Source organism: Achromobacter marplatensis (genome assembly GCF_049060505.1).
GTDB lineage: Bacteria > Pseudomonadota > Gammaproteobacteria > Burkholderiales > Burkholderiaceae_B > Achromobacter > Achromobacter marplatensis_A.
This window is the reverse complement of record NZ_JBMGRB010000001.1, coordinates 272,362-286,002: the sequence shown is the minus strand read 5'-3', so window position 1 is coordinate 286,002 and position 13,641 is coordinate 272,362. Positions and strand designations below refer to the sequence as shown.

14 protein-coding genes and 4 tRNA genes are annotated in these 13,641 nt (G+C 62.4%); 10 read left to right on the top strand and 8 right to left on the bottom strand.

The features are described 5' to 3' along the window. Positions 1 to 4 precede the first annotated feature (4 nt). The 6 genes from dnaK to hrcA all read right to left on the bottom strand — a co-directional run bounded on the left by dnaK (position 5) and on the right by hrcA (position 5,515). Positions 5 to 1,930, bottom strand: coding sequence for a molecular chaperone DnaK (dnaK, locus tag ACI0FO_RS01305; protein ID WP_416023552.1), 1,926 nt, complete (start codon positions 1,928 to 1,930; stop codon positions 5 to 7). A gap of 80 nt (positions 1,931 to 2,010) precedes the next feature. Continuing rightward, a complete protein-coding gene (locus ACI0FO_RS01300) occupies positions 2,011 to 2,415 on the bottom strand; it encodes a thioredoxin (RefSeq protein ID WP_416023550.1) in 405 nt (134 codons plus the stop codon). Between the two features lie 17 nt (positions 2,416 to 2,432). Further along, the gene (gene grpE, locus ACI0FO_RS01295; RefSeq protein ID WP_105555318.1) at positions 2,433 to 2,990 is read right to left on the bottom strand and encodes a nucleotide exchange factor GrpE; all 558 of its coding nucleotides are present in this window, start codon (positions 2,988 to 2,990) and stop codon (positions 2,433 to 2,435) included. 124 nt (positions 2,991 to 3,114) lie between these two features. Beyond that, positions 3,115 to 3,351 (bottom strand): hypothetical protein, encoded by a 237-nt coding sequence (locus ACI0FO_RS01290; protein ID WP_416023548.1) that lies wholly within the window; start codon positions 3,349 to 3,351, stop codon positions 3,115 to 3,117. Further along, on the bottom strand, positions 3,341 to 4,465 hold the full coding sequence (gene hemH / locus ACI0FO_RS01285) for a ferrochelatase (protein WP_416023546.1): 1,125 nt from the start codon (positions 4,463 to 4,465) through the stop codon (positions 3,341 to 3,343). The genes ACI0FO_RS01290 and hemH overlap by 11 nt, the downstream gene beginning before the upstream one ends. Before the next feature lie 45 nt (positions 4,466 to 4,510). Next, positions 4,511 to 5,515, bottom strand: coding sequence for a heat-inducible transcriptional repressor HrcA (gene hrcA, locus ACI0FO_RS01280; RefSeq protein WP_006223542.1), 1,005 nt, complete (start codon positions 5,513 to 5,515; stop codon positions 4,511 to 4,513). A gap of 143 nt (positions 5,516 to 5,658) precedes the next feature. On the opposite strand from hrcA, the gene ACI0FO_RS01275 reads away from it, so the two are divergent. Both ACI0FO_RS01275 and recN read left to right on the top strand, forming a co-directional pair. Then, positions 5,659 to 6,558 carry an NAD kinase gene (locus ACI0FO_RS01275; RefSeq protein WP_416023545.1) on the top strand — a complete coding sequence of 300 codons (900 nt, stop codon included), beginning with the start codon at positions 5,659 to 5,661 and terminating at the stop codon, positions 6,556 to 6,558. Between the two features lie 13 nt (positions 6,559 to 6,571). Next, positions 6,572 to 8,233: a DNA repair protein RecN gene (gene recN, locus ACI0FO_RS01270; protein WP_416023543.1), complete on the top strand. Its 1,662-nt coding sequence runs from the start codon at positions 6,572 to 6,574 to the stop codon at positions 8,231 to 8,233. Between the two features lie 162 nt (positions 8,234 to 8,395). Here the strand turns inward: recN and fur are convergent, their stop codons facing one another. Continuing rightward, positions 8,396 to 8,815, bottom strand: a complete 420-nt coding sequence (gene fur / locus ACI0FO_RS01265; protein WP_006223539.1) for a ferric iron uptake transcriptional regulator — start codon at positions 8,813 to 8,815, stop codon at positions 8,396 to 8,398. Positions 8,816 to 8,972: 157 nt separating this feature from the next. Here fur and ACI0FO_RS01260 point away from each other — a divergent pair, with 157 nt between their 5' ends. Continuing rightward, positions 8,973 to 9,509, top strand: coding sequence for an outer membrane protein assembly factor BamE (locus ACI0FO_RS01260; RefSeq protein WP_416023540.1), 537 nt, complete (start codon positions 8,973 to 8,975; stop codon positions 9,507 to 9,509). Positions 9,510 to 9,527: 18 nt separating this feature from the next. Next, on the top strand, positions 9,528 to 10,319 hold the full coding sequence (gene dapB, locus ACI0FO_RS01255) for a 4-hydroxy-tetrahydrodipicolinate reductase (RefSeq protein ID WP_416023538.1): 792 nt from the start codon (positions 9,528 to 9,530) through the stop codon (positions 10,317 to 10,319). A gap of 136 nt (positions 10,320 to 10,455) precedes the next feature. On the opposite strand, the gene murB is transcribed toward dapB, so the two are convergent. Next, on the bottom strand, positions 10,456 to 11,502 hold the full coding sequence (gene murB / locus ACI0FO_RS01250; protein WP_416023536.1) for a UDP-N-acetylmuramate dehydrogenase: 1,047 nt from the start codon (positions 11,500 to 11,502) through the stop codon (positions 10,456 to 10,458). A 193-nt stretch (positions 11,503 to 11,695) separates the two neighbouring features. Here murB and ACI0FO_RS01245 point away from each other — a divergent pair. The 6 genes from ACI0FO_RS01245 (at position 11,696) to ACI0FO_RS01220 (ending at position 13,640) form a co-directional block, all read left to right on the top strand. Beyond that, positions 11,696 to 11,771, top strand: a tRNA-Gly gene (locus tag ACI0FO_RS01245). A 206-nt stretch (positions 11,772 to 11,977) separates the two neighbouring features. Continuing rightward, positions 11,978 to 12,053, top strand: a tRNA-Gly gene (locus ACI0FO_RS01240). Positions 12,054 to 12,155: 102 nt separating this feature from the next. Further along, the gene (locus ACI0FO_RS01235; RefSeq protein WP_416023534.1) at positions 12,156 to 12,770 is read left to right on the top strand and encodes a hypothetical protein; all 615 of its coding nucleotides are present in this window, start codon (positions 12,156 to 12,158) and stop codon (positions 12,768 to 12,770) included. 222 nt (positions 12,771 to 12,992) lie between these two features. Next, positions 12,993 to 13,068: transfer RNA gene (locus tag ACI0FO_RS01230), tRNA-Gly, on the top strand. 55 nt (positions 13,069 to 13,123) lie between these two features. Further along, positions 13,124 to 13,197 (top strand) — tRNA-Cys (locus ACI0FO_RS01225). Between the two features lie 101 nt (positions 13,198 to 13,298). Next, positions 13,299 to 13,640 (top strand): hypothetical protein, encoded by a 342-nt coding sequence (locus ACI0FO_RS01220; protein ID WP_416024524.1) that lies wholly within the window; start codon positions 13,299 to 13,301, stop codon positions 13,638 to 13,640. The last annotated feature ends 1 nt before the right edge of the window (position 13,641 follow it).

The following is a 13,641-nucleotide window of genomic DNA, read 5'->3' as shown; positions in this document are numbered from 1 at the left end:
GCCATTATTGGTCGCGCTTGACTTCCTTGAAGTCGGCGTCGACGACATTGTCGTCCACCGGCTTCGCGTTGTCGGCCGCTTGCTGCTGGCCGGCGGCTTGTTGCGCCTGCATGTCGGCGTACATCTTCTCGCCCAGCTTCTGCGAGGCGGTCGACAGGGCTTCCGCCTTGGCGTCGATCGCGGCCTTGTCACCGTCCTTCAAGGTGTCTTCCAGGTCCTTGATGGCGGCTTCGATGCTTTCCTTCTCGGCCGCTTCGAGCTTGTCGCCATACTCGGTCAACGACTTGCGGGTGGCGTGCACCAGCGCGTCGGCCTGGTTGCGCGCCTGCGCCAGCTCGGCAACGCGGTGATCTTCCTCGGCGTTGGCCTCGGCATCCTTGACCATGCGTTGGATCTCGTCTTCCGACAGACCCGAATTGGCCTTGATGGTGATCTTGTTTTCCTTGCCGGTGCCCTTGTCTTTCGCGGACACGTGCAGGATGCCGTTGGCGTCGATGTCAAACGTGACTTCGATCTGCGGCATGCCGCGCGGCGACGGCGGGATCCCTTCAAGGTTGAACTCGCCCAAGGCCTTGTTGCCCGCGGCAATTTCGCGCTCGCCCTGGAATACCTTGATCGTCACGGCCGGCTGGTTGTCGTCGGCGGTCGAGAAGGTCTGCGAGAACCGGGTCGGGATCGTCGTGTTCTTCTGGATCATCTTCGTCATCACGCCGCCCAGGGTTTCGATACCCAGCGACAGCGGCGTCACGTCCAGCAGCAGCACGTCCTTGCGGTCGCCCGACAGCACGGAACCTTGGATGGCGGCGCCAGCGGCGACGGCTTCATCGGGGTTCACGTCCTTGCGCGGATCCTTGCCGAAGAATTCCTTCACCTTTTCCTGAACCTTGGGCATGCGGGTCATGCCGCCGACCAGGATCACGTCATCGATGTCGGAAACCTTCACGCCGGCGTCCTTGATGGCCACGCGGCAGGGTTCGATCGTGCGTTCGATCAGTTCTTCGACCAGCGCTTCCAGCTTGGCGCGCGTGATCTTCAGGTTCAAGTGCTTCGGACCCGAAGCGTCCGCCGTGATGTACGGCAGGTTGATTTCGGTCTGCTGAGCGGACGACAGTTCGATCTTGGCCTTTTCAGCGGCTTCCTTCAGGCGTTGCAGCGCCAGCACGTCCTTGGACAGATCGACGCCTTGCTCTTTCTTGAACTCGGCGATGATGTAGTCGATGATGCGCTGGTCGAAGTCTTCGCCGCCCAGGAAGGTGTCGCCGTTGGTCGACAGCACTTCGAACTGCTTTTCACCGTCAACATCGGCGATTTCAATGATGGACACGTCGAACGTGCCGCCGCCCAAGTCATAGACGGCAATCTTGCGGTCGCCCTTTTCGGTCTTGTCCAGGCCGAACGCCAACGCGGCCGCGGTGGGCTCGTTGATGATGCGCTTGACTTCCAGGCCGGCGATACGGCCGGCGTCCTTGGTGGCCTGGCGCTGGCTGTCGTTGAAGTAGGCGGGCACGGTGATGACGGCCTCGGTCACTTCTTCGCCCAGGTAGTCCTCGGCGGTCTTCTTCATCTTGCGCAGCACGTCGGCCGACACTTGGGGAGGCGCCATCTTCTTGCCGCGCACTTCCACCCAGGCGTCGCCGTTGTCGGCACGGGCAATGGTGTAGGGCATCAGGTTGATGTCCTTTTGCACCGCTTTTTCTTCAAACTTGCGACCGATCAGGCGCTTCACCGCGTACAGGGTGTTGCGCGGGTTGGTCACGGCCTGACGCTTGGCGGGAGCGCCGACCAGGGTCTCGCCGTCGTCCATGTAGGCGACGATCGAGGGGGTGGTGCGAGCACCTTCCGCGTTTTCAATGATTTTGACCTGCCCGCCGTCCATGACAGCCACGCAGCTGTTGGTCGTGCCCAGGTCAATGCCAATAATCTTGCTCATGGTGGGTACCTTGAATTAAATCTATGAAAATAGAGGAAAACTTCTTGTCCCCACATAACTGGGGCTACTCGCAGGGTTTTTCAAGACACCTGGCCGGAATTTTCCGCGCCCGGGTCCTGCAACCGCTGGATGGCCGCCGTGAATTGGGGCAATCCGGGCCAGCCGGTGATGCGTCCAAGCCGTTTTCCGGCCCGGAACAATACAAAAGTGGGGACACCATGCAAGGAAAAGCGGCGGCCCAAGGGCTCGTCTGCATAGACGTCGGCCTCGAACCAGGTCAAGCCCAGGCCTAGCAACGTTTCCTGGTGCAGCAACGCCGCCTGCTTGAAAAGATTGCAGTTATAGCAATCCTGGCCCCACAGGAACACGCAACGCAGGTCCGACCCCGGCGCCAGGACCACGGCCGCATCGAATCCGCCAGAGTCGACATGACGCATGCCGAACACCTGGAAGACCTGAGCCGGATCGAAACGAGGGTCGGTCATGGCGCGCAGGGCTGCAATCAGCCTTGGCCCGCGGACACCACCACCAGCGCCGGGCGCAGGGTACGGTCGGCGATGGCGTAGCCTTTTTGCAGCAGCTGCAGCACGGTGTTGGCGGGCTGTGCGTTGGGGATCGACGAAATGGCTTGATGCAGGTGCGGGTCGAACTTGTCGCCCTGCGCCGGCGCGATTTCCTTGAGCAGATTGCGCTCAAAGGCCGCGGCCAGTTGCTTCAGGGTGACTTCGACGCCTTCACGCAGCGTTTCGACGGTCTGGTCGGGCTGGGCCAAGGCGGCTTCCAGGCTGTCCTTGACCGGAACCAGGCTTTCAGCGAACGACTCAATGCCGAACTTGCGCGCCTTGGACACTTCTTCCTGGGCGCGGCGACGCACGTTTTCGGCTTCGGCCTGCACGCGCAGAAGCTGGTCGTGCTGTTCATTGACGGTCGCCTGGGCCGCATCCAGCTGGGCGCGCAACTCGTCCAGCTCGGCCTGCGCGGCGTCCTGGGCGGCGGGGGCCGCGTCGGCGTTCTGGCCGACTTCGGGCGTCTGATCAACAGGCTCGTGGGGTGCCGTCATGGGGAATCCTCCAAAAAGAATGGCTTTCGCAGACATGAATGGGGGCCAATACCCCTATTTCAAGCCCGGGATAGCGAAATATTCCCTGACGGCGCCCGCCCGGACGCCCGGGCGGAGCACCCGCTTACTTCTTGTGGGGTTGGGCCGGCGCGACCGGGTCGCTGGCGGGGAAACTCTCTTTCAATGCGCGGTCAACCCGGGCGTCGTCTTCGTCCGGCTCCGGCCGGACCGCGATGGGATCGCTGGCGGGAAAGGTCTCGGCCAGCGCTTCGTCCAGGTCGTGCTCGACCTGATCCTCGTCAACCGGGGTACTAACCGTCCCCTTTTTTACGACCTTGTCGCTCTTGGGATCATGGTGCATGCGCCTTCTCCTTCAAGTCCGTGGTGGCCTGGGGTGCCAGCGGCCAGCCCTGCAAGTTTCGTTCCACGATGCCGGCCAAGCCGGCGATCCAGGCGGGATCGTCGTTCAAAGCGGGGATGTAGCGGAATTGCTTGCCGCCTGCCTCGACAAACGCGTCGCGGCATTCCAGGCTGATCTCTTCCAGGGTTTCCAGACAGTCTGCCACAAATCCCGGGCACACCACATCCACCTCGGTCACCCCCGAGGCCGCCAGCGCCTTGAGCGTGGGCTCGGTGTAGGGCTCCAGCCAGCGGGCGGTGCCGAAGCGGCTCTGGAAAGTCACTTCGATCTGTTCGCGCGGCAAGGAAAGGCGTTGCGACAACAGCCGCGCGGATTCCATGCAATCGCGGTAATAGGGGTCGCCCAGTTCGATCGAATAGCGCGGCAGGCCGTGAAAGCTCATCACCAGCTTTTGCGGTTTGCCGTGTTCACGCCAGAAGGATTCGATGCGCGCGGCCAACGGGTCCAGCCACGCCGGGTCTTCGTGAAAACGCTTGGTGAAGCGCAGTTCGGGCTGGTCGCGCAGGCGCCCGGCGTGCCGGGTCACCGCGTCGACCACCGTGGCCGTCGTGCTGGCGGCGTATTGCGGATACAACGGCACGGTCAGGATGCGTTCGCAGCCCGCGGCGCGCAGACGCGTGATCGCATCGGGAATCGACGGATTGCCATAGCGCATGCCCAATTCCACCACGGCATCAATGCCCGCCGTCTGCAACGCCGCGCGCACGCCATCGGCCTGGCGCTGGCTATAGACCATCAGGGGCGAGCCCTCTTTCAGCCACACGCCCGCGTAGCGCGGCGCCAGCTTCTTGGGACGCATCGTCAGCACCAGCCCATGCAGGATGGGCTTCCACAGATAGCGGGGAATTTCGATAACGCGCGGGTCTGACAGGAATTCGCCCAGGTATTTCTTGATGCCCGCCTTATCCGGGGTATCGGGGGTGCCAAGGTTCACCAGCAGCACGCCAACCTTGCCCGGGCCGCGTGGCGGAGGGTCTTCGTTGAAAGGGTCGTCCTGCTCGGTTTCCGGCAGATAGCGTTCAGGCCACAGGTACTTGAACAGGCGAAGAAACACGAAGACTCCCCTTCCTCCGTAAGGAGGATGTAGCTTGGAATGGAACTACTGGTTGTGGCTGAGGGCGTTGGACAACAGGCGCGCCGTGATATCCACGATGGGAATGACGCGCTCGTAAGCCATACGGGTGGGGCCGATCACGCCCAGCGTGCCCACCACCTTGCCGTCCACGCCGTACGGCGCGGTAATGACCGAAACTTCTTCCATCGGCACAAGCTGCGAGTCGCCGCCAATGTAGATCTGCACGCCCTGCGCGCGGCTGGACACATCCAGCAATTGCAGCAGATCGGTCTTTTTTTCGAACAACGAGAACATCTTGCGCAGCCGGTCCATATCGGACGCGATGTCCGTCACGTCCAACAGCTTGCGTTCGCCGGAAATGATCATGGCGTCGCCGTCTTCGGCCGCCTCGGCGCTGGCCTCCACCGCCGCCTGCATCAGGCGCGAGATGTCTTCGCGCAACTGGGCGAGTTCGGTGGACAGGGTCTGCCGCACCGCATTGAAGGACTTGCCGGCGAAATGCATATTGAAGAAATTGCCGGCTTCCAGCAATTCGGCTTCGACATAATCGCGCTGCACGAACAAGATGCGGTTCTGGACGTCGCCATCAGGCGTGACGATGATCAGCAGCACCCGCTTGTCGGACAGACGGATAAATTCGATCTGGCGGAACACCTGGGCGCGCTTGGGGGTCAGCACCACCCCCGCGAACTGCGTCAGGTTCGACAGCAGCGCAGCGGCCGCATTGACGGCGCGGGTGGGTTCGGCCGCCGACAGCATTTCGCCCATATTGTGCGGCTGTAGCTGGTAGGACTGCACGGCCAGCAGGGAATCGACGAACATGCGGTAACCCCGCGGCGTGGGGACACGGCCGGCGGACGTATGCGGGCTATGGATCAGCCCCAGCTCTTCCAGGTCCGCCATGACATTGCGGATTGTGGCTGGGGACAAGTCGAAGACTTTCGATAGCGTCCGCGAGCCGACGGGCTGCCCATCGGCGATGTAGCGTTCTATCAACGCTTTCAGTAGTGCGCGTGCGCGGTCATCCATAACAGGTATTTTAGGGAATCTTTTCCGATTAAGGCGATTTTTGTCCTGCACGCCGATATGCGGCCCCATATAATCGGCAAATCAGCCCGCCTCAGGCGGGTTCCGGCATCCTGGCTTTGCCCTTTTTCGATAAGCACGCATCCATGCACTTTCCTACCGTCGCCCTGATCGGCAGATACCAGGACACCGGCCTGGACACTCCGCTGAGAGCCCTTGCGCACGCGCTGACGCAAGCGGGCCGGCACGTGCTCATCGATGCCGACACCGCGCGCAACACCGGCCTGACCGAATACCCCGTCGCGACGCTTGAAGAAATCGGCCATCGCGCGTCGCTCGCCGTCGTGATGGGCGGCGATGGCACCGTGCTGGGCGCGGGCCGCCACCTGGCGCCTTTCGGCGTCCCGCTGGTCGGCATCAACCACGGCCGGCTCGGCTTCATCACCGACATTCCGCTGCAGGACGCGCATGGCGCGCTGGCGCGTGTGCTCGAAGGCAGCTTCCAGATCGAAGAGCGCATGCTGCTGGAAGGCAGCGTGTGGCGCGGCGACCAAAAAATGTACTCCGCGTCTGCCTTGAACGACGTCGTGCTGAACCGCGCCGGTCGCGGCGGCATGATCGAGGTGCGCGTCGAGCTGGACGGCGCCTTCATGTACACGCAACGCGCCGACGGCCTGATCATCGCCACCCCCACGGGGTCCACCGCCTATGCGCTGTCCGCGAACGGCCCCATCCTGCATCCCGGCATGAACGCCATGGTGTTGGTGCCCGTGGCGCCGCAAACGCTGTCGAACCGCCCCATCGTGATCCCCGACACCGGCGTGCTGAACATGACACTGACGGCCATGGGCCGCGTGGAAGTCGGCGCCAGCGTGCATTTCGACATGCAGACATGGTCGGATCTGCAACCCGGCGACCGCATCGTCGTGCAGCGCGCGCCCTATACCATCCGCTTCGTGCATCCCGAAGGGTACAGCTTCTTTTCCACCCTGCGCCGCAAGCTGCACTGGAACCTGATGCCCCAAGCCACCGACAACGTAGAGTAGTAAGCGCCCCGACATGCTGCGCACCCTGCATATCCGCGACTTCGTCATCGTCGAACAGACCGAAATTCATTTTGGCCCCGGCTTCACCGTCTTTTCCGGCGAGACCGGCGCGGGCAAATCCATCCTGGTGGACGCGCTGGCGCTGACGCTCGGCGAACGTGGCGACGCCAGCATGCTGCGCGAAGGCGCCCCGCGCGCCGACATCACGGCGGTGTTCGACACGCCCAAATCGCTGCACGCCTGGCTGGCCGAGCGCCAGATCGACGCCGACGACGAACTGTCGCTACGCCGCGTGATCGACGCGCAAGGCCGAAGCCGCGCCTACATCAACGGCACGCCCGCCACCGTGGCCCAGCTCCGCGAGCTGGGCGACAGCCTGGTCGACATCCACGGTCAGCACGCCCATCAAAGCCTGATGCGCCCCGATGCCCAGCGCGACCTGCTGGATGCCCACGGCGGCCATGGCGACCTGCGCCAGGCCGTCGGCCAGGCCTGGAAGCAATGGCGCGCGGTGGCCCGCCAACTCGAGGCCGCCGAAAAAGACGCGGCCAGCCTGGCCACCGAGCGCGACCGGCTGCAATGGCAGGCCGACGAACTGGACCAGTTGGCCTTGGGCCCCGACGAATGGGACGCGCTGCAATCCGAGCACACCCGCCTGTCACACTCCCAATCGCTGTTGGACGGGGCGTCGCAGATTCTGGAAGCGCTGGACGGCGAAGGCGATTCCGCGCACCACCGCATCACGGCCGCCAACCACCGGATTCAGCAGATGCTGCGGCACGACCCCGGCCTGCAAGGCGTCCACGACGAGCTGGAGTCCGCCCGCATCGCCATCAGCGAAGCCGTGTCGGACCTGAACAACTACGTCAGCCGCGTCGATCTGGATCCCAAGCGCCTCGCCGACGTGGAAGCGCGGCTGGGCCTGGTGTTTGAAACCGCGCGCAAATTCCGGGTCGAACCCAATGCGCTATGCGAACTGCGCGACTCGCTGCACGCCGAATTGGCCGCTTTGCAGGCCGCGGGCGACATCGACGCCTTGCGCGCCCAGTCCGCCGCCGCCCAGGCGCAATACGATGCAATGGCTGCCAAGCTCAGCACCGCCCGCCGCAAGGTGGCGAAAGACCTGGGCAAGCAAGTGACGCTGGCCATGCAAACGCTGGCCATGCAAGGCGGCAAATTCGAGCCCACGCTCACTGCGGCCGCGCCGTCCGCGCACGGTAACGAACAGGTTGAATTCCTGGTGTCCGGCCATGCCGGCACCACGCCCCGCCCGCTGGCCAAAGTGGCCTCGGGCGGCGAACTGTCGCGCATCTCATTGGCGCTTTCCGTCATCGCCAGCCGTGCGGCCCGCGTTCCCACCTTGATCTTCGACGAGGTCGACAGCGGCGTCGGCGGCGCGGTGGCCGAAGCCGTCGGCAAACTGCTGCGCGAACTGGGCGAACGCCATCAGGTGCTGTGCGTGACCCATTTGCCGCAGGTCGCCGCCTGCGGCAACAACCAATTCCTGGTCAGCAAGACCGAATTGCGCGGCACCACCCGCTCCAGCATCAAAGAGCTGGACGCCCCCGCCCGGGTCGAAGAGATTGCCCGGATGCTGGGCGGAATCAAGCTCACCGCCACGACCCGCGAACACGCCCGCGAAATGCTGGAAGGTTTCGGCCAACCGGCCGCCTGACTGCCGCCCATGCCGAGCCTGTTGCGGTCAATCTGACGCCATCACCGTGCCTTGGGGTTTTATTGCCGCGCCCATGAAAAAGCCCCTTCCAACGGAAGGGGCTTTTGTTCTCACTCGCCTACGACGAGCGCGGCCGCAGGCGGTGGGACGGAAGCAGGCGGCTTAGCGGCCTTTCAAGCAGCTGCCGCAGATGCCGTAAAGCACCATCGCATGGCTTTCCAGCGCAAAACCGTTGTCCTTCGCGATCTTTTGCTGGCGTTTTTCGATGTCCGGATCCGAAAACTCGACAACCTTGCCGCAATTCGTGCAGATGAGGTGATCGTGGTGATCGCCATCATTGAGCTCGAACACGGCCTTGCCGCTATCGAACTGGCTGCGGGCAAGAATGCCCGCCTGCTCGAATTGCGTCAGCACGCGATAGACAGTCGCCAGGCCGATTTCGACGTTTTCGCCGATCAGGGCGCGATAGACGTCTTCGGCGCTAAGGTGACGCTGGTCGGATTTACGGAAAATATCAAGAATCTTCAGGCGAGGAAACGTCGCCTTCAAACCCATGTTCTTCAGTTCGCTTTGGTCGCTCATGGTGTAATCGCTCTCCGTCCGCGTTGGCATGGGCAAGGATGTGGGGTGCGCCGCGAGCCGGCTCCCCTGAATTCATGCCGCCCCGCGGAACTATCCTTATGAAACCTTTATGATAACGGTTTTGTCTGCTTCCAAATAATAGGGGCGCGTAGTGTCCATGATTGCACGAATTCCCTCCCGCTCGCTGAAGACCGGATTGGCCGTTGCCGCCCTGGCCGTCGCCCTTGCCGGCTGCTCTGGCGACAAGTGGGGCTTCCCCTACAAGGCCGGCGTCCAGCAAGGCAACTGGATCACCCAGGAACAAGTCGCCCTGCTGCAACCCGGCATGACGCGCGAACAGGTGCGCTTTGCGCTGGGCAGCCCCACGCTGACCAGCGTGCTGCACGCCAATCGTTGGGACTATCCCTACTACTACAAGCCCGGTTATGGCGAAGCCCGTGAACGCAAGTTCACCGTCTGGTTCGAGAACGACCGGCTGACCCGCTGGGAAGGCGACAAGCAGCCCGACCTGCAGCCCTACCAGCTGAATACGCCCAGCGCCACGTCCGACGAGAAGGCCGACAAGCGCCTGGACCAGGACGAGGCCCGCCTGAAGGAAGAAGCGGAACAGCAGAAACGTGATTCGGCCGCCCCGGTCAGCCCGCTGAACCAATACCCCGGCCAGCCGGGCAACGCGCCCGAGCCGCTCCGCTAACTCCAAGGATTCTTCTACATGCGTATTGCAATTGCCGGCGCCAGCGGCCGTATGGGCCAGATGCTGATCGATGCCGTCCTCAAGTCCTCCGGCCTGCAACTGACGGTTGCGCTGGACCGCCAGGGTTCGTCCGCCTTGGGCCAGGATGCCGGCGCCCCGCTGGGCCAACAAACCGGCGTGCTCATCACCGATAACCTCGACGCCCTGGCCCAAGCCGACTGCCTGATCGACTTCACCCGTCCCGAAGGCACGCTTGAGCACTTGCAGGCCTGCGTTAAACACGGCACGCGGGCCGTGATCGGCACGACGGGCTTCGACGACAACGGCCGCGCCGCGATCGAAGTCGCCGCGCAGAAGATTGCCATCGTGTTCGCACCCAACATGAGCGTCGGGGTCAACGCCACGCTCAAGCTGCTGGACATGGCTGCCCGCATCCTGAATTCCGGCTACGACGTCGAAGTGTTCGAAGCGCACCACCGCAACAAGGTCGACGCGCCGTCGGGTACCGCCTTGAAGATGGGCGAAACCATCGCATCGGCCTGGGATGTCGCCCTGCCCGACGTGGCCACCTGGAGCCGCCACGGCGACACCGGCGTGCGCAAGCCCGGCACCATCGGCTTTTCGGTCTTGCGCGGCGGCGATATCGTGGGCGATCACACGGTGTCGTTCTGCGGCACCGGCGAACGCATCGAGATCACTCACCGCTCGGCCAGCCGCGCCACCTACGCCGAGGGCGCGCTACGCGCCGCGCGCTTCCTGGAAGACAAGCACAACGGCCTGTACGACATGCAATCCGTGCTGGGCCTCTAAGGTCGGGCCCAAACGAAAAAGGATCCCTCGGGATCCTTTTTTTTCGCCCGGGAAAAGGCGGGCCAGGATGGGCAGATGCTGAAAGCATCGGATGCTGAAAGCATCGGATGCTGGAAGCGTCGGAAGCGGCTGTCGCTCAGACGACGACCGGCTCTGGCTCCAGCCTGACCCCATAGCGGTCGGCGACGGCCTGCTGAATCGCTTGCGCCAACCCCATGATGTCTGTCGCGGTGGCCCCGCCCCGGTTCACCAGCACGAGCGCCTGCCGGTCATGCACGCCGGCCGCGCCCAACGCCCGTCCCTTCCAGCCACACTGATCAATCAGCCAGCCCGCGGCCAACTTGTAGCGCCCGTCCGGCTGGGCATAGGACACCAACCCGGGAAACTGCTCTGCCAGGCCATCGCGCACGTCCGCCGCGACGATGGGATTCTTGAAGAAACTGCCCGCATTGCCGGTCACGGCAGGGTCGGGCAATTTAGCGCGACGGATCTCGCACACGGCGTTGAAAATGTCGCGCGCGGCCGGCGACCCTTGTGCCAGTCGCGCATGGCGTTGCAGGTCCGGGTACCCCAGCACGGGCTGCCATGGCCGGGGCAATGCGAAGCGCACGCTGACGATGATCCAGCGGCCGGGCGCGTCGTGTTTGAACGCACTGTCGCGATAGGCGAAGCGGCAATCGTCCGCCTGCATTTCAACGAGCCGCCCCGCCGGCACGTCCCACGCCGTCAGGCTATGGAAGCGCGCATCGAACTCCACCCCATAGGCGCCGATGTTCTGCACGGGCGCAGCCCCCACCGTGCCGGGGATCAGCGCCAGATTTTCCAGGCCGTCCCAGCCGTTGTCCACGCAGGTTTCCACGAAGCGATGCCAGTTCTCGCCGCCCGCGGCCTCGACCAGCCACGCATCGGGTCGCGCCTCAAGCAAGCGCACGCCCTTGAACGCCACCTGGGCCACCAGGCCCGGCACTCGCCGCGGCAGCACCACATTGCTGCCGCCCCCCAGCACAAGCAGCGATTCGGCCTGCCGCGCAAGCGCCGACAACGCGGGCAATTGCGCGGGTTCGCTCAACGTGACGAACGCGCCGGACTGTGAAACCAGGCCCAACGTATTGAGCCGGGTCAGGTCTTGGGCAGTGGGAATCAACGCAACAGGCGCGGCGTTGGAGGGGGCAGGATTTGACATGGGTGCTACTGGCTATGCTATAGTTTCTGTCTTCGCTCATATTACTTGATTGAGTGTTTGGGCCTGATGTTCACGCAACGCCATGCTCATGACAAACTCAAAAAAATCATGTAAGATGCGCGCCTTCTGATCGATAACCAAGTTGATCAGAGTGAATAAGAAAAAGGTTCTGGATCGCTTTTTCAGAATCCACGCGGGAGTAGCTCAGTTGGTAGAGCGCAACCTTGCCAAGGTTGAGGTCGCGAGTTCGAGACTCGTCTCCCGCTCCAAATTCAGATTTGCAGTGTTTTTTGAAAATTCTGCAAATCATTAAAAAGGGCCTGCGGGCCCTTTTTTCATGCCCGCTCGATACGCATGCATGCCGCAAGCTCCCTTGCCGCGTGCAAAATTTTTAAATTTCTGTATACTTCCGCCTCTCTTGCAAAGAACAACGTTTCGGGTTGCACAAATCCAGATGTTTTCAGCGCGGGGAAATGCGGGAGTAGCTCAGTTGGTAGAGCGCAACCTTGCCAAGGTTGAGGTCGCGAGTTCGAGACTCGTCTCCCGCTCCACATTCAAAAAGGCCCAGACTTCGGTTTGGGCCTTTTGCTTTGTATGCGGGTTTAGCCATGGCGGGTTTAGCAACGGCGGATTTTGCAAAGAGGACATAGGCGATGGACAGCGTATTAATCCTGCTGATGGTGGCCTTGGCATGGCAAGTGTTGCGCGTGCGCTACCAGCGCGCGCGCATCGCCTTGCTGGGGCGGCATTTGGGCAGCTTGCAGCTTGAGCGTCACATGGAAACGCTGACGCAAGGCTACTCCCGCGCCATTCGCGAAGAAACCGAATCGCGCCAGCTGCAGGTGCTGGAAACTTTTGCCCAGACCGAACGCGCCATGGCATCACAGGCAAACTCGCTGGCCAACGCGATGCAAAAGGAAAGCCCGCAGGCCTCCCGCGTATCCATGCTCTCGCTTTGCGTGCCGTACATCGAACGCTTTGTTCCTGCGGTAACCCGGGATTTTCGTGAACTGCTGCACATCCACGCAGCCGGCCTGCGTCACGTCGTGGACAACGAAGATCACCTGGACGCGAAAGCCCGCGCGTTCCAACTCTCGGCAGAGCTATATCTGCTGCAGCACAGCTGCCATTGGTTCTGCAAATCTCGTGCAGTGGCCGATGCGCGGTTGATGCTGCGGCATCAGGTTAACCATCAAAAAGTGCTGGAATCGGTATCTGCGGCAACCCGCCACGCCTATCAGCAATGGCAGCGTGGCGATGAACGCTAATTCCGCCCCGCCCCTTTTCCACACAAGCCAAAATTTTCGTGTATAATTGCTGTCTTTGGTGGAGACGGGTTCGGAGATAACTTCAAACAACCAACAAGCAGAGAACAAGCAAAAAGCTTCTGCGGACCTTCACCAAACATGCAGCGATGTATGTAGTAGTGATGCATGTAGTACCAATGCATGTGGTACTGAAATAGGTACCAAGCAATACAGCAGTACAAAGCGGGAGTAGCTCAGTTGGTAGAGCGCAACCTTGCCAAGGTTGAGGTCGCGAGTTCGAGACTCGTCTCCCGCTCCAAATACAAAAAGGAAGCAACGGCCAACACCGCGCTTCCTTTTTTCTTGCAAGTGCTGGCGCAATGGCAGAGTGGTCATGCAGCGGATTGCAAATCCGTGTACGTCGGTTCGATTCCGGCTTGCGCCTCCAGCATCTTTTCTCCCTTCCCCCCTGCATTTCGTTACGCATCCCTACGCGCCGTCAATCGAATGATTGCTATGGTGACGCCGTTTTCATTTGACGTCGAACCCATGCACCGCATCCTGACTTTCCGCGGGCGTTCCCGCAAGTATTCCCGCGCGTCTTCCCCTTTGCTGGCCTTGTCGACCGCCGCGCTGCTGTCGCTTGCGCCGCTGGCGGCCGAAGCTGATTCCGACCGCCACGAGCACCGCCACGGTCGCGAATACAAAGAGAAGTACTGGGAAGGCAACTGCCGGGTCGAGCGCAAATGGAAGCGCAACGGCGAGTACCAGGAAAAGCGCAAATGCCGTGACGATTATCATCAGGGGTACATGGCGCCGCCACAGGTCATCATGCCCATGGCCTCCCCCGCGATCGTCATCACTCCTCCCCCCATCATCATCCGGCCCTGAA

What these genes read in the sequence shown, in the direction of transcription:
- dnaK (WP_416023552.1), bottom strand. Translation starts at nt 1,930, where the DNA reads ATGAGCAAGATTATTGGCATTGACCTGGGCACGACCAACAGCTGCGTG.
- murB (WP_416023536.1), bottom strand. Translation starts at nt 11,502, where the DNA reads ATGTCAAATCCTGCCCCCTCCAACGCCGCGCCTGTTGCGTTGATTCCC.
- ACI0FO_RS01290 (WP_416023548.1), bottom strand. Translation starts at nt 3,351, where the DNA reads ATGCACCATGATCCCAAGAGCGACAAGGTCGTAAAAAAGGGGACGGTT.
- ACI0FO_RS01275 (WP_416023545.1), top strand. Translation starts at nt 5,659, where the DNA reads ATGCACTTTCCTACCGTCGCCCTGATCGGCAGATACCAGGACACCGGC.
- ACI0FO_RS01220 (WP_416024524.1), top strand. Translation starts at nt 13,299, where the DNA reads ATGCACCGCATCCTGACTTTCCGCGGGCGTTCCCGCAAGTATTCCCGC.
- hrcA (WP_006223542.1), bottom strand. Translation starts at nt 5,515, where the DNA reads ATGGATGACCGCGCACGCGCACTACTGAAAGCGTTGATAGAACGCTAC.
- ACI0FO_RS01235 (WP_416023534.1), top strand. Translation starts at nt 12,156, where the DNA reads ATGGACAGCGTATTAATCCTGCTGATGGTGGCCTTGGCATGGCAAGTG.
- grpE (WP_105555318.1), bottom strand. Translation starts at nt 2,990, where the DNA reads ATGACGGCACCCCACGAGCCTGTTGATCAGACGCCCGAAGTCGGCCAG.
- dapB (WP_416023538.1), top strand. Translation starts at nt 9,528, where the DNA reads ATGCGTATTGCAATTGCCGGCGCCAGCGGCCGTATGGGCCAGATGCTG.
- fur (WP_006223539.1), bottom strand. Translation starts at nt 8,815, where the DNA reads ATGAGCGACCAAAGCGAACTGAAGAACATGGGTTTGAAGGCGACGTTT.
- ACI0FO_RS01260 (WP_416023540.1), top strand. Translation starts at nt 8,973, where the DNA reads ATGATTGCACGAATTCCCTCCCGCTCGCTGAAGACCGGATTGGCCGTT.
- ACI0FO_RS01300 (WP_416023550.1), bottom strand. Translation starts at nt 2,415, where the DNA reads ATGACCGACCCTCGTTTCGATCCGGCTCAGGTCTTCCAGGTGTTCGGC.
- recN (WP_416023543.1), top strand. Translation starts at nt 6,572, where the DNA reads ATGCTGCGCACCCTGCATATCCGCGACTTCGTCATCGTCGAACAGACC.